A 12,062-nucleotide genomic window follows, 5' to 3' on the forward strand; every position below is an offset into this window, starting at 1 on the left:
AAACTTGCACCTTAGTCAGAAACTTTTGTTGTTTCTTTAGATTTACCTTAAATAAGGTACGATCGCCTGAAAGTCGGCTCGATCGACTCATTGTCGGCTCGATCGCCTGAAAGTCGGTACGATCGACTCATTGTCGGCTCGATCGCCTGAAAGTCGGTACGATCGACTCATTGTCGGCTCGATCGCCTGAAAGTCGGTACGATCGCCTGCTTGGTGTAACGATCAACTGACTGACGTAGCGATCTATCGCCTGACTCTTTTAAGATACAAGGGGCGGGTTCTGGGCCATCCCCACAAGAAAATGCACTTTTTGTGGAACAGGCCAGAAAGCCTGTTAAGCGAGAATGGTGGAAGATTTCAGGTTAAACCAAAGTTTAGCGTAATTATTGCAACACTTAGATACGCTCGATCGGCTTTTCCCTGCTTCACCTTTTTTTCAATCCCACAACCGCCTGCCTGCTTTGCCGCCGAGTCGCTGGTGAGTATCTTTGAGCAAGGTTGGGATGTCTAACTCTTCGGGACACCGGGGCAAACATTCGCCACAATCGGTGCAGCGGTTGCCTTTGCTGCCGGGAAACCAGTGTCCGGCATTTTCAAACATGGCGTAGCGGTATTTGCCAAAGTCAGTCATGTCGCACCCGACGGCGAGATTGCGGAGTCGCAATACTTCGGGAATGTTGATGTTTTCCGGGCAAGGCAAACAGGCATAGCACTGGCTACATTTGTCGGTTTTCAAAGTGTCTGCAATAGCCGATTCTAGCCGATCGAACGCAGCGATTTCGGCGTTGGTGAGGGGAAAGTCGCGATCGCCATATTTCAGAGGTTGCTCTAATTCTGTCGCATTTGCAGGGCCCACACTCAAAGTCCCAATCCTCGTATCGCTGAGTAAAAACCGATAGTTTAACTCTAAGGGCGAGAAAGGCGAGCACAATTTTGCGAGAGTTTCCGGGGGCGTGTAGAGTTGCCCTCCTTTATCTGCCGGGGAAATGATAAAAACGCCCATATCTTTGTCTTTAGCGAGTTCAATTGCCGGGGCGTTGCGCTGAAAAAAATAGTAATAATGCAGATTGACAAATTCAAACCAATCTGTATTGATTGCAGCCAAAATCAGATCCAGAGGCCCGTGAGTCGAAAAGCCGACGTGCCGAATCCGACCATCAGCCAGGGCTTGGCGTACAGATTCCATGCAGCCTGTGGGCGATCGCACCCAAGCCAAATGTTCCCAAGTATTCAAACCGTGAATTGCCAGACAATCGATATAGTCTAAATTCAGGCGTTTGAGGGATGCGTCGATGCAGCGTTCCATTGCTGCTGCATCCTCGGTTGGGGAAATTTTTGTAGTGACGTGGAGGCGCGATCGATCGACACACAAACCAGCCGAAAGGGCCGCGCCAAGATATTCCTCACTGCAACCGTAACCCGCCGCCGTTTCCAGGTGATTGATTCCCTGAGACACTGCCTGCTGTACAGTCTGACAGGCAGTTTCCTCAGAAGCCAAATAGCGCATGGTTCCCAAGGAAAATACAGACAGGTGCAACTCCGTTTTGCCAAACCGTCGATAGCGCATAAAGTTTAGGAAGTTTCGCCCGGGCTGAAGCCGCTTCTCTTAATCAAATCCTCTGGACGGAGGTTTGAGATAAATTCCCGGAAGGCCCGGCGTTCTGCCTCATCAGCATCTCGATCGACCGGTATCGAAGCATCGGCGACGACTTCTTCCATCACCCAGATGGGGCTATTCGTACGCAGGGCTAGAGCGATAGCGTCGCTAGGTCGGGCATCGATCTCTTTTTTAACTTCTCCCTGACGGACGATCAGCACGGCATAGAACGTGTTATCTTGCAGCGAGTGAATAACTATGCGCTCCAAGGTAAGACTCCAGGCCTCTAAAAAATTGACCATCAGATCGTGAGTTAAGGGCCGAGGAGGCTTGTGGCCTTCGATCGCGCTAATAATAGCCTTTGCTTGCTCCTGACCGATATAAATAGGCAAAGCCCGTCGCTCAGTAGCGTCTCTCAATAGGACAATAGGACTGCGCGTGGCTGCATCTAAGGCAATTCCAGCGACTTTCATTTCAATCATTCGATCGGCCTCATAGAATTAAGAAACTGTAAGGCAGTAGAGAACTTGGACATAAAGATCACCTAAATCCAGTATGACTTGATCTTCGCCGGAATCTGCAACAGATCTGGGACTATCGATTTTCGATTTTCGATTGACTCGGGGGGAGAGGGGGACGGCAAAACCTCCTATCTCTGGTTTGTCTCTATGGTTTCATGTAAATAAGCGATCGACTACGGAAAAATACTTATGTTTACAGGACTAATTCAATCTCTGGGAAAGCTGAAGTCGCTAGGCAACGATTATTTCCAAATTTCCTGCACATCAAACAACTCCTACCAGATTTTACAAGATTTAGCCATTGGGGACAGCGTAGCCGTGGATGGAGTCTGTTTGACGGTAGTGGAAGTTCTGCCTCAAGGTTTTGTCGCCGTCGCTTCCCCTGAAACTCTCCGCCGCACTACTCTGGGATCATTCCCCGATGCTTTGGTGAACCTAGAAACCTCCCTGCGGGCCGGTAGCAAATTGGGGGGACATTTTGTGACGGGGCACGTAGATGCGATCGGCACTTTAGCGACATCAACCCAAACCGCCAACGCTTGGGAGATGCGGTTTACTGCCCCACCAGCAACCAATTCGGGATGGCAGCGTCAAATCGCACCTTACATCGTTTCCAAGGGCAGTATCGCCGTCAACGGCATCAGCTTAACCGTGGCAGATTGCGATGCTGACGGCAATTGGTTTGAAGTTGCTGTTATTCCCCACAGTTTTGGTGAGACAAACCTCAGATATTTGCAACCCGGAAGTTTAGTTAATTTAGAAGCAGATATTCTGGGCAAATATGTCGGCAAATTTCTCCGCAGCGGCTCAAAATCCCATTCCGAACCGTGGGAAGAAACCCAGGCAATCAACAGTTTGGGAGGCATCACACCAGAATTCTTAGCCGAACACGGATTTATTTAATCAACTTGATTTATTAGTCTTTTAGAGAGGGACGAAAGTTTATGTAGTAGCGGTTTCAACCGCCGACTCTTAAACTGGACTTACCCCAGCAAATATACTTACATAGTCTCAAAAGCCTTTCGTGGCAAGAGCTTCAATTGTTGAGTAAGATTTCTGTAGCCAGAGCTATGAAGAACGCCTACAAGCGATCGGAGCGATCGTATTGAATTGAAAGCGTTCTGCGCGATCGCGCTCAACAGCTATTGCTCATACCTGGCTACAGTTTTTTTAAACTCAACAATTGAAGGCTTTAATTAGTAAAGGTTTTAGAGATTTTAGTACATTTGTACGAGGGGAAGTCCAGCTTAAAGCCAATTTAGGATTACTTATCAGCAGAATTGTTCTTTTCCCAGAACAATCCCGCTGCAATTGCCGCCTGTGACAATAAAAACAATGCTGCAATTAATAGCTTTTTAATACCCGGTGTGTGTGCCAATGGATAAGCGAGCAATTTGAAATAAAAGGATGGATGTTGCAGTGTGGAATTCTCAGCGCTTTTAGAAGTAATTTGCTGAAACAAATAAGCACCTTTACCGTATTTGAATTGCTGTTGCCAAAATTTGTGCAATGTCATTTTGTGGGCATGATAGACTATAACTTCGGGAGCGTAAACCGCGCCACAGCCGGAATTTAGCCACCGATGGCAAAATTCCCGATCTTCTCCAGCGAAGGAAAAAGTTGTGCCAAAGCCGCCGATTTTTTGGAAGGAGTCAGCGGGAAGGGCAAAATTGTTGGAAGTGAAATATTTTGCGCGTTCGGGAATAGCATTATAGTAACTGTAAAGGTAATCGATCAATTGCTGGCTGGCCGTAGAATATATGTTATCAGGAAGTGCGTTAATAATTCGACCTCCTATTAAGCAGTCTGGTGTTTTGGAAAATCGAGTTTCTAGAGTTTGCAGCCAGTCTGTGGCCACAGTACAGTCATCGTCTGTAAATACTAAAAATTTGCCTGTGGCTGCAAAAGAGCCAGTATTTCTTGCTATTGCTGGACCTGAATTCGGTTGTGTTAAAAGGATGAGATTTAGCTGGTTTTGAAAGGGAGAAATTGTTGATTGTAGAGATATTTCGGTGCTGTCGTTAACGACAATGACTTGAAATTTATCGCGCGGATATTCCAGGTTCACAAAAGACTGGAGACACGCCGCTAATTTATCGGGGCGATTGTAAGTCGGAACAATAATTGAAAATAGAGTTTTAGCTTGGTTCATGATTATGACTTACGCAATCCGAACAAAGAAACCGGGTTTTTTAACCGAGATTGAGGGTTCTAAGCAAGTATTTGGGTTGAAAAACCCGGTTTCTGAACACCCCTTCGTAAGCCCTAATTATAACTGATATATTTTAATTTTTCAAGCGATATAGCACCGACTCAGTATTAAAATCTTTCCCGAAAACGGGTTGCAGCGGGCCCTGGGGACTTGTCAGCCAAGATAAAGCTTTTCTGGTAGCTGCGTTTGTCTCAGTCAGGGGCCCGAATCCCACAGTCCTAATTTTATTTTGCCGCAGGTTGTCAATCCATGCCGAAAGTCGATCGGCTCTAAACGGCACATATAAAACTTGTCTGTCCAAATTTCTCCCGTAAAACAGGTAGCTGCGCGAACTTAAAAAGAAGCCTATTCTTTCATCTGGCACTGTATTTTTATCAATATATTCGTAAATGCCGCGATACAGCTCGGTGCGTGCGAAATCTCGCTTTTCCCTCCAATGACCAATTACTATCAATCCTATACAGACACCAATTATCACTATGTAAATTGATTTTCTTCGGCTTGGAAATACATGATTCAGCCATCCGAAGCCAGGATTTATTTTCAACAAGACCGCAGCCACAGTCACTGACACAATATAAAATATCGGATATGGTAATATATATTGCCAACTCGGAGCTAATATTTTCCAGATACTATTAATAGCTTCTACTGGGTTAGACTTCAAATTGTCAATCAACAAACTCCCCCAAACAATGCTATCTCCGGTGAAAGAAGCATTTTTAATATAATCAAAAATTGTGTTGCTAGTAATTCCGAACAAACCACTAACCAAAACCACTGCCATAACAACTAGATTTGGAGTTTTCAAGAGAGTTGCTGTAGCTGCTGCAGCGACGGCGAGTACGCTTAAAAAGGGAAATCCGTATCTGAGGTTAAAACCGAGTATAGGGCTGAGTTTACCGATCGACTCTCCCACAGTACCGGAGGTGTAAGGTGTAATTAAATACAGAATTCCTGTGCTGGCGAGAAGTACAATTAAAATAATATTATTTTGATTAATTCTTCTGGTTTTACTGTGGATAAAAGCCAGAGGCGCTGCCAATACCTGAAGTGCGATCGCCAGAAAGGGCAGTTGCAATCTAATGATAATTTGTAAGCCGACAGTTTGCCAGTGGGAAAAATTGCTGGGATTAAATTGAGCTGCTAAAGTGCTTTGCCAAATCTTTAGAAGTGGGAAAGCGGGCTGCTGCTGTACCGGAGGTGTTGGCCCAGGTACGGGAGACGGTAAGGAAACAGGTTCTAAGGGAATTTTAATATCGCCGACTTCGCTGACAGGGTAATTAATTTGCAGCAAGTTTCTTGCATACCAAAAACCTCCTAAAAGCAAGCAACAAGCTACGCCGCACAGTAACACTGGTTTGATAAAGTGGCGAATTCTAAAATTAGCTGGTGTGGATTTTTTATTAACCGCGAATCTTTTAAGTTCTAATATTGCTAATCCTCCTAAAAGTGAGGCAGCATAGACTATCCCAGTGATTTTTATTCCGGCTAGCATTCCTGCGGCAGCCAAAAATAGGGAGAGTTCGGATTGCGATCGGCTGCTATGATATGATAAACCTAGATACAAACCGACTGTAAATATTGCAGCTAGCGGTAAGTCTGGGTGAATGGTGTTAACTTGGTTGAGCATCATCGGTACTGTCAAGACTAAAGATGCTGCTGCCATACCGTGAAGTCGCGTTGCTCCAAATTTTACGCTTAATAGATAGACTGCAATTCCCTCAAGTCCCCACGCAATTAGCAGGGGAAAAGCTGCTAGAAAATCTTCTCCGAAGGGGAGTACACACAAAGCAGATAAAACGTGCCAATTGTAGGGATATACTCGGGCTTGTTCTTGCTCAAAAATCCAATTACCCGCAGCATCTAATAATTTAAATGAATTGGTTTGATACCATCGGGCGATCGCAGGCAGGTGAAACCACAATGAATCATAATTGGTTGTGGGTTTGCTTGCGAGAGTTTGTAACAGCAAAAATCCTGCAACAGCGGTGGCAACAATAATTAGATATTCTGATTTGCTCAGAGGTTGCTTAAGTCGGGGAATCGGCCACTCGGAGAAGGTAAAAGTTTTGTGGTTTTTTGTATAAATCAGGATGAAGCCGATCGCACAAATCAAAATTTCTGCTATAATCACCGCAGCAATATTTAGTCGATCTGCACTTCCTAAAATCAAGCCGATACAAACTTGTGCAATGCTCCATCCCGTCAGGAGTACGAGGAGAAAATGGGGAAATGAATAGTTATTGTTTTCTTTCTGATTCTCGAAGGCAAGAGACAAGCTTAAGGGAATCGGCCCGACTAGAATAATCAGAAATAAAATTAATTCCCACAAATGCTGCGCTATTAGCATAAGCTGCAAGTTACCATTTTTTATCAGTTTTTCCTCGTTACCCCAAAGAGCCTGGTAACGAGGAAAAGCAACGAACACGCGAACTCGTTGCACAAAACATAAATCTTCTTGTGGGGTGGGCTTTTCGACCGTTCCACAAGAAATTTAATCTAGCCAGTCCCCAATTTTTACCTGTTAGCTTGCTTCTGAGGTTTGGGTTTGACGGCTTCAGTACCTTTGGGCTTAGAAGTGTCAGCTTTTAACAGTTCCGGGAATGGCGGCTGGAGGTTGTGAACTTCGATGTCCATTCCCAGCGGCAGAGGTGGAAGCTGGGGCAGATCGTTTTCCAAATCCTTGAGTCCGCTAGCGGTTTGTATTTCCACCATTTTCGGCATTTGCGGTACTTTGGCGGTTTCCAAACTGCCGATCATTTTTGCCAGAGCGAATTCTAGTTGAGATCCCGGGTCGATCGCCACCCAACCCTGGTCAGTCATTTGGCGAACCTCAAAGTGGAGGTGAGGCCCTGTAGACATTCCCGTACTGCCGACGCGGCCGATAGTCTCTCCCTGTTTCACCCACTCTCCCGGTTTCACAAACAGTTCCGAAAGGTGAGCGTAGAGAGTTTCCTGAGACTTTTTGTTGTGGTTGAGAACCACCGTCAAACCGTAACCACCCAACCAATCTGCGATTGCCACTTGACCCGCATAGGCTGCCAGTACGGGCGTTCCCATCGGAGCCCCCAAGTCAGTTCCGGTGTGAAACCTGCCGTAGCCCATAACCGGATGAGTCCGCCACCCAAACGGCGAAGTAATTGCCGAAGCAATAGATAGCGGAAACAGCAAGCTGGTGTTGCCATTTCCGGGCAGACCTGCGGGACGCGGCGTGAGATTGTAGTAAGCAAAACCGGTATTGCTGCCGCTGCTGACACTAACCGCACCGACTTGAACCGGCCCGAGTCCCATGCTGGGCGCTGGAGCGCCGCCGTAAGATGCAGATCCGGCATAATACCCAGCGTCTGCGGAGTATCCAGTGTCTGCCGAGTAGCCGATGTTTGCGGAGTATCCAGTGTCTGCCGAGTATCCTGCGTCTGCCGAGTAGCCGATGTTTGCTGGGTAGCGCGGGGGTGCGTAGGCAGATTCCGGCGGATTTGAACCCTTCCAAACCTGGCTGCCTATTTGTTGAACGGCTTGACCGAGTTTACTGACAGGATTCGCGCTACTATTTCCTGCTACAGTTCCCCCAACCTCGCCCGGAAGGCTTTCTGGCAGATTTCGAGGAGGAGGGGCTGCAATATAGCCGTCGCCTGCGATCGGAGTTTCCGGGCTGTAGCTGGGTTCTCCTGCATCTGCCGTCACCGGCTCGGAAACAGGAGGAGGCGCGCACAAATCGCCACCTCCTTCGCAGCCGGTCGATCGTTCTGCAAACTCTATTCTGGTTGGCGCTTCGTACTCGCTGGTAGCACCAACACTGTAGTCTGTTTGGTCGATTTCAGCGTGGGCTGGGTTAACTGGCGCTTCAAAAGGCGGCTCTTGGGCCGTCGCTTCTGGCAGGGGAATCAGCGCGGGTTCCGGCAGATAATATTCGGTGGGAGGTGGTTCGCTGGCGTACTCAGGCTCTGACGGCGGTGCGGCATCGAAAGGCTCGGAGGGCGGAACTTCTGCCTGCGGTTCAGGGTATGGTTCGGGCGATCCTTGGCTGAATTCTGGTTCCGGGGGCGGGAGAGGAGCTTCAAATAATGGCTGGAGGTCTGCCGCGCCGGGGACGGCTTGTTCTGCTGGCGGAGTTTCGGCTTGGGCCCAAACTAAGCCTTTGCTGAGCAGTCCCAGACTGGCAAGGCAACCCAGTCCCACCAGCAGTGAGCGATCGGACAAAAGGCGCGATCGAGTCCGGGCGCCTGTAGGGTTCTTTTTTTGCTGTTTGGTGTTCAAAGGGGCTGTTATTTGCTTGTCTGGAACTGGTTTCACGATTTTTTTTCCCAACTCAACAGGGGGCACAAGGATCTCGAAGTCAGGATCGAATGTATGGCAATCCTTGTCTTTATATACAGGCCTAACTGATTTTACCGGGCTTGAGGCAATTTTTTTTGCACATAGAACAAGCTCAAATGCCTTACGCATTCTCTCGCGATCGATATCCGGTTTTTTTGATCCCGATGGCACTTGCCTAGAAGTCTGTGACGGCCACACTGATGATAGCGCTTTGGTGTTCGTATATGTTAATTAGTTGCCTATATTTCTCGGGTTATGCAAAATTTCGGCGCAGTAGGTTCTCCTAAAACCGCCGACTCATCCCGATTTTTTCCTGAAACCTGGCCCTGCCTTTAAACTTCGCGGACAAAATTTTTGATTGTTTAGAATACAAGCTAAATGATTCGCTTGGGTAAGGATAGGTTTCATGACTGTAGCTGGCGATCGCTTGACAAATTTTCCTGACTATGAGTGCGTCGGAAGGTCTGACGGTATCAGTTGGGACTGGCAGAGTTCTGAAGGCTTGCCCTATCTGACTTGCAGCTTGCTTTCTCGCTGGTCTCACGGCTTTTTTACTCGCGATTTCTCGCCCCAGGGGCCGATCGATCTGACGGCAGTTCTCGAACCTGGAGCTAAGGTTTACCGACTCCAACAGGTACACGGCAATGCGGTACTCAAAACGAGTGAGTTGTCCCCGGTTGTGGCTCCGGCCCCGGAAACCGCTGCCCCAAGCTATGCTGAGGCTGATGGCTTGGTGGCAGATCGAGAATTGGAGGCGCTGTGGGTTTGCTCGGCCGACTGCGTGCCGGTGCTGATTGCTGACGATCGCACGGGACTGGTTGCGGCAGTTCACGCGGGTTGGCGCGGGACTGCTGCTAAGATATTACCAGAGGCGATCGCTCAACTTGTGGCACAAGGCAGTCAACTAGAAAATCTGAAGATTGCTATGGGGCCGGCGATCGCTGGAGAGGTTTACCAGGTATCTGTGGAAGTAGCAGCGGAACTGGGAGCCACTATTGCTCCTAAGAGTGCCGCTAGTGCGACAGCCGACGGCATTTTAGAGTTTTTGCACCAACTGCCGGAAACGCCTGTCTTAGCCGATCCAGAACCGGGAAAAGTACGCTTGGATGTTCGCCTCTGCAATGCTCTGCAATTGCAGCAGTTGGGAATCGATCTTTCTCAAGTGGCGATCGCTCCTTTCTGTACTTATTCTGACTCGGCTCGCTTTTTTTCGTACCGCCGCGATCAACTTAAAAAAGTCCAGTGGTCGGGAATTGTGAGTGCCTGCGGGAAAAGTCCCTTCTGAGGGCATTTGGCAGAAGGTAAAATTTTAGACGGCCCAGATAAAAATAACAATCTTTGGATTCATTATTTTTTATTTACGAATGCCAAATGCCTTCTAGTTTCTATTTTCGTAAGGTTTGCTGGTTCCTGTTTTAAAGCACCAAAAACTAGCAGCAAAACTCTTGGGAAAGCGGCAGAGCTCCCGCCCCGCTTTCCTCTCTTGTTAAGATTGCTCTATAACGAGAGTCTTCAGCGGGTTATTACCATGAGTGAGCCAACTCCCTATCAACTGCTTGAAGTCGATGAAGATGCTTCCTTTGATGAAGTGCAAGAGGCCCGCACGCGCCTAGGCGAGCAGTACAGCGGTGACAAGAAACGTTTGGAATTGATCGAAGCAGCTTACGATGCGATCCTCATGGATCGCCTGCGGCAGCGACAGGAAGGGAAAATTAAAGTACCCGAACGCATCCGCTTTCCCGAACGGCTGACTCCGCCACCCCCAAGCTTTACTCCCTCTCCTCCTAGTGGCAGCCCAGCTTGGTTGCAGCGGCTAATCGATACTCCTAGTCGATCGGACATTTTGTGGCCGGCTGGGGTGTATGTGGGGTTAGGCGGACTGAGTATTTATCCGGCAGCTAATGATGGTTTACTACAGTTGACTCTGGCTCTTGGGGTCGGCTCTTGTCTTTATTTTGTTAATCGCAAGGAACAAAAATTTGGTCGGGCTGTGCTGCTGACTGTGGCTGGCTTGGTTATAGGCTTATTGCTAGGAGGCTTTTTGGGTTCTTTGGTCAGTCCGGCATTTATAACAACAGAGAAATTTATCGCTTTGTTTACGTTTTTAATTCTGTGGCTGGTCAGCGGTTTTCTGCGATAGTCAGCAGTTATTAGTCAGCAGTTATTAGTCAGCAGTTATTAGTCAGCAGTTATTAGTCACCAGCCAACCACTAATAACTACTGTGGAATCAAGACCTCTGACAAATAACATCACCTAACAATTAATAACTAATGACTAATAACTAATAACTAATGACTAATAACTAATGACTAATGACTAATTTTTGCGACCTAAAATAATCTCAACTGCTTCGCTCAAATTGTTGGCAATTAAATCCGGTTGGTGCATTTCTAGTTGGGTGCGATCGCGAATTCCGCACAAAACACCAATTACCTTGACACCGTGCGTTTTTGCTGCTACAATGTCCGCCTCCGTATCCCCAACCATCCAAACGTCAGAAGCCGGCGGCAGTTCGGCGAGAGCTTTTGCCATCAACAGGGGCTTATCTTTGACATCCCCGGTTTTGACGTAATCGTTGGGGAGGCAATAGCAGCGGTTTTCAGGGAAAAATTGCCCTAAATTACAGCGGTTGAAGGCTTCGTCTAGTTCCCTGACGCGGCGCATGGTCAGGACCGCTAAGTCTACTCCAGCGCGCTGCACCTTTTCGAGCGTTTCCAGAGCGCCGGGCGCTGGTCGATCGTAAATCATGTAAGGGAGCGTGTGAACGGTTTGACGGCGTTTCTGAGCAAAATCGCGGGCTTGATCTGCATCTAATCCTGAGAGCATGGCAATTTCGGTTTCGGGAACCCGCGCGCGCTTCATGTCCCAAAACTCGGCTTTGGGGAGTTCGCGCACTGGTTGGTCCGAACGCTTAGTCTCGGCAAGACAATACTGGTAAACTCGGTAGTAGCGATCGGACACGTCCATGATCGGGCCGTCAAAGTCGGTAATAAGTCTCAGCATTTAGCAGAGTATTTTTAAGCTTTTATACAAATACTTCGATACTATATCATTTACAGGTAACACTTTCTTTACAAAAATTGACACAAATAACCAGGGGAGGTAAGGTCTATAGGAATAGTGCTAATTAAAGGGAACATTTGAATTAAACTGTGCTACTTCTTAACTTTAGCGGTTGTCAGCCATATCGCTGAATTTAAAATTAAAATATGCCGCACAAATAGTGCAAACCGCTACGTATTGTTCATAAATCTCAACCTCAATAGAGGATGATTGTGACTGCGCTTTCTCAAAAAAAAGTTGGTAAAATTAATATTTTGCCTCATTTTTAAAATAAGCAAAAAACTGCTTGGAGAATCCAAAGTGTACTGTTTGCATAAATTAGCCAGCGGTACCAGAGGGTGACATCTG

The 12,062-nt window shown here is 47.5% G+C and carries 9 protein-coding genes; 3 read left to right on the forward strand and 6 right to left on the reverse strand.

Translation table 11 applies throughout. The annotated features are described in order from the left end of the window. Nucleotides 1-436 precede the first annotated feature (436 nt). Nucleotides 437-1,567, reverse strand: a complete 1,131-nt coding sequence (locus tag QUA77_RS05105; RefSeq protein WP_333040733.1) for an aldo/keto reductase — start codon at nt 1,565-1,567, stop codon at nt 437-439. 5 nt (nt 1,568-1,572) lie between these two features. Next, complete coding sequence (locus tag QUA77_RS05110) at nt 1,573-2,079, reverse strand: bifunctional nuclease family protein (protein ID WP_333026715.1); 507 nt, start codon at nt 2,077-2,079, stop codon at nt 1,573-1,575. A 228-nt stretch (nt 2,080-2,307) separates the two neighbouring features. Here QUA77_RS05110 and ribE point away from each other — a divergent pair, with 228 nt between their 5' ends. Then, the gene (gene ribE / locus QUA77_RS05115; protein WP_333449456.1) at nt 2,308-3,021 is read left to right on the forward strand and encodes a riboflavin synthase; all 714 of its coding nucleotides are present in this window, start codon (nt 2,308-2,310) and stop codon (nt 3,019-3,021) included. 361 nt (nt 3,022-3,382) lie between these two features. On the opposite strand, the gene QUA77_RS05120 is transcribed toward ribE, so the two are convergent. From QUA77_RS05120 to QUA77_RS05130, 3 genes are all read right to left on the reverse strand, one after another. Continuing rightward, nucleotides 3,383-4,270 (reverse strand): glycosyltransferase, encoded by an 888-nt coding sequence (locus QUA77_RS05120; RefSeq protein ID WP_333449457.1) that lies wholly within the window; start codon nt 4,268-4,270, stop codon nt 3,383-3,385. A gap of 133 nt (nt 4,271-4,403) precedes the next feature. Continuing rightward, nucleotides 4,404-6,683, reverse strand: a complete 2,280-nt coding sequence (locus QUA77_RS05125; protein ID WP_333449458.1) for a hypothetical protein — start codon at nt 6,681-6,683, stop codon at nt 4,404-4,406. Nucleotides 6,684-6,850: 167 nt separating this feature from the next. Next, entirely contained in the window at nt 6,851-8,626 is a 1,776-nt protein-coding gene (locus QUA77_RS05130; RefSeq protein ID WP_333040740.1) for a peptidoglycan DD-metalloendopeptidase family protein, read from the reverse strand. Between the two features lie 430 nt (nt 8,627-9,056). On the opposite strand from QUA77_RS05130, the gene pgeF reads away from it, so the two are divergent. Next, entirely contained in the window at nt 9,057-9,935 is an 879-nt protein-coding gene (pgeF, locus tag QUA77_RS05135; protein ID WP_333040742.1) for a peptidoglycan editing factor PgeF, read from the forward strand. Between the two features lie 243 nt (nt 9,936-10,178). After that, a complete protein-coding gene (locus QUA77_RS05140; protein ID WP_333040744.1) occupies nt 10,179-10,790 on the forward strand; it encodes a CPP1-like family protein in 612 nt (203 codons plus the stop codon). 177 nt (nt 10,791-10,967) lie between these two features. Here the strand turns inward: QUA77_RS05140 and QUA77_RS05145 are convergent, their stop codons facing one another. After that, nucleotides 10,968-11,654 carry an HAD family hydrolase gene (locus QUA77_RS05145; RefSeq protein WP_333040745.1) on the reverse strand — a complete coding sequence of 229 codons (687 nt, stop codon included), beginning with the start codon at nt 11,652-11,654 and terminating at the stop codon, nt 10,968-10,970. Nucleotides 11,655-12,062: the final 408 nt, after the last annotated feature.

The organism is Microcoleus sp. K5-D4, from assembly GCF_036704575.1.
In the GTDB taxonomy this organism is placed as follows: domain Bacteria; phylum Cyanobacteriota; class Cyanobacteriia; order Cyanobacteriales; family Microcoleaceae; genus Microcoleus.

Excerpts from the sequence above, each read along its gene's own strand:
- QUA77_RS05120 (WP_333449457.1), bottom strand. The coding sequence starts at position 4,270 with ATGAACCAAGCTAAAACTCTATTTTCAATTATTGTTCCGACTTACAAT.
- ribE (WP_333449456.1), top strand. The coding sequence starts at position 2,308 with ATGTTTACAGGACTAATTCAATCTCTGGGAAAGCTGAAGTCGCTAGGC.
- QUA77_RS05125 (WP_333449458.1), bottom strand. The coding sequence starts at position 6,683 with ATGCTAATAGCGCAGCATTTGTGGGAATTAATTTTATTTCTGATTATT.
- QUA77_RS05110 (WP_333026715.1), bottom strand. The coding sequence starts at position 2,079 with ATGATTGAAATGAAAGTCGCTGGAATTGCCTTAGATGCAGCCACGCGC.
- pgeF (WP_333040742.1), top strand. The coding sequence starts at position 9,057 with ATGACTGTAGCTGGCGATCGCTTGACAAATTTTCCTGACTATGAGTGC.
- QUA77_RS05145 (WP_333040745.1), bottom strand. The coding sequence starts at position 11,654 with ATGCTGAGACTTATTACCGACTTTGACGGCCCGATCATGGACGTGTCC.
- QUA77_RS05105 (WP_333040733.1), bottom strand. The coding sequence starts at position 1,567 with ATGCGCTATCGACGGTTTGGCAAAACGGAGTTGCACCTGTCTGTATTT.
- QUA77_RS05140 (WP_333040744.1), top strand. The coding sequence starts at position 10,179 with ATGAGTGAGCCAACTCCCTATCAACTGCTTGAAGTCGATGAAGATGCT.